A 2,181-nucleotide genomic window follows, 5' to 3' on the forward strand; every position below is an offset into this window, starting at 1 on the left:
CTCGCGGCGCGAGCGCGGCGACGACGGCACGGGCACCAGCAGCAGCGGGTCCGCCCCGCCGCCCGGGAGGGTGGCGAGCGCGGTCTCGACCGCACGACGCACGGCCACCGCCAGCGGGCCGGTGAGGTCGGCCCGCCCGCGGTCCTTCCAGGCCGTCACCGCGGTGCGCAGGGCGTCGTCGTAGTCGGCCGCGTGCCAGAGCGCGAGCCGGTCGTCGAGCCGGTCGTCGAGCCGGCCGTCGAGCCGCGCGGCGTCCGGGCGCGGCCGCGGACCGGGGACCGGACCCGCCGAGCGGGCGAGTGCCTCGTGGCGCACCGGTCCCCCGAGCAGCCGCGCGCAGTCGCCGCACCAGGCCTCGCCGTCGCGGCCGCAGCCGGCACAGCACGTGACGAGCACCAGCCCGCCCAGCCCGCCGAGCCCGCCCAGCGCCGCGCCCCGCGCTCGCCGGTGCCGGCTCACGTCGGGACGGTGACGGACCTCGCCTGCCCGAGCACGCGCCAGCCGCTGCCGCTGCGGGTGAGCAGCTGCCCGGCGCCGTCGACGACGTACACCGCGCGCATGCCGTCGCCGGCCGCGACGGCGCGGGGCGAGGTCACCAGCGGCATCGCCGTGGTCAGGCCGCCGACCGCCACCTGGAACGGCCGGAGCACGCCGCCGGGCGCCTTCGCGAGCACGACGAGGTCGCTGCGGTCGGCCCACGCGACGTCGCGCACGTCGGTGAGCGACCGACCCTGCTGGAGCGCGTCGGTCAACCGCACGGGCCGACGGTCGGGCGTGCGCACGATGCCCGCGACGTCGAGGCGTCGGCTGCCGTCGGGCGCGGACGACACGACCGCGATGCGGTCCCCCGCCCGGGAGAGGTCGATGGCCCGCACCACCCGTCCGGCCAGCCAGGCCGGTGAGAGCCGGTCGACGCGCCCGTCCCCGGCGACGCCGCTGGTCACGACCACGCCGCCCGGGCGCGTCTGGTCGGCCGTCCAGACGACACCCTCCGCGTCGACCGACGGCGGCAGCAGCGAGGCACCGGACACCAGGCGGTCGCGCTCCTGCCCGCGCAGGCGGAGCAGGCGCGTGCCGTCCTCGCTCAGCCCCACCAACGGGGCCGCCCCCGGCCCGGCGCCCACCTGCGCCAGTCCGGCGGCCGAGGGCAGGGACGACGCGGTGCCGCCGGGCGTGAGCTGGCCGCTGCCGGTGTCGACGCGCTCGAAGCGGTCACCCACCAGCGCGAGCGGCTCGCCGGTGACCCGCACGTCGTCGAGGAAGCCGAGCGTGGTGCTCGCGGAGACCCCCGGCTCGACGCCCGGCACCGAGACCGGCGTGCCGCCCGAGGTGAGCCGGACGTCGACCACGCCCGGCAGCTGCCCGAGCGTGCTGACCAGCTGGGCCCACAGCTGCTGTCGCTGCTGCGGCGAGGCCGTCAGCACCTCGGCCGTGAGGTCGACCTGCGCCACGCCGTCAGTCACCGGCACCGCGTCGACCGAGAGCCGGGTGCCGCGGGGCGCCCCGCTCACCAGCGCGCTGCGCAACCACGCCGGCGGCCCGGTGAGCAGCTGCCGCACCATGAGGGTCGCCAGGCCCGCCCGCGGTCCGCCGAACCAGCGCAGGTCGGGCACCAGCACCCGGGTTCCGGCCGCCACGTAGCTCAGCCGCACCGGCGAGTAGGCGCGGTCCACCTCGTAGCGCGGCAGCCACAGCCCGAACCCCGCATCGAGCCGCGACACCCGCCACTGCCCGTCCCGGCGCTGCAGGTCGAAGGACGCGACGGCGCGCTGCCCGGGGCGCGCCTGCACGTACGCGCCCTGGTCGTCGATGACGGCGGACACCGGCGCCCGGACCTCGACCCGCACCGACCCGTCCGGCTGCGACCCCGGCCGCCGCTGCACGGTGAGCGAGGTGTCGTCGGCGTACACGACGGTGGCCTGCTCGGGACGCCAGCTGCGGTCGACGGACCCGGCCAGGAACTCGCGCGCGACCGCGTGGTCGTTGTCGAAACCGGCGCCCGCGCGCAGGAAACCGCCCACCACCTCGTCGGGCTCGGCGCCGGGTCGCGGCCCCTGCGGCGCCGCCTGCAGCGGCTCGACGGCCGCCTCGTCGACCGGGACGCCGGCACCGGCCGGCCCGGAGTCGGGCAGGCCGCCGCACGCGGCAGGCGTCAGCAGCAGCAGGCCGTCGAGCGCGTCC

At 78.7% G+C, this 2,181-nt stretch carries 1 protein-coding gene and 1 pseudogene; both read right to left on the reverse strand.

Annotation, left to right across the window (positions count from 1 at the left end):
* A pseudogene (locus ACYVI6_RS18550) lies at positions 1-459 on the reverse strand (hypothetical protein); the annotation flags it as partial.
* Positions 456-2,181, reverse strand: a 1,726-nt coding sequence (locus ACYVI6_RS18555; protein WP_460447773.1) for an LpqB family beta-propeller domain-containing protein, incomplete at its 5' end; no start/stop codon positions are given. The pseudogene ACYVI6_RS18550 and the gene ACYVI6_RS18555, both read right to left, overlap by 4 nt.

The organism is Angustibacter aerolatus, assembly GCF_054776675.1.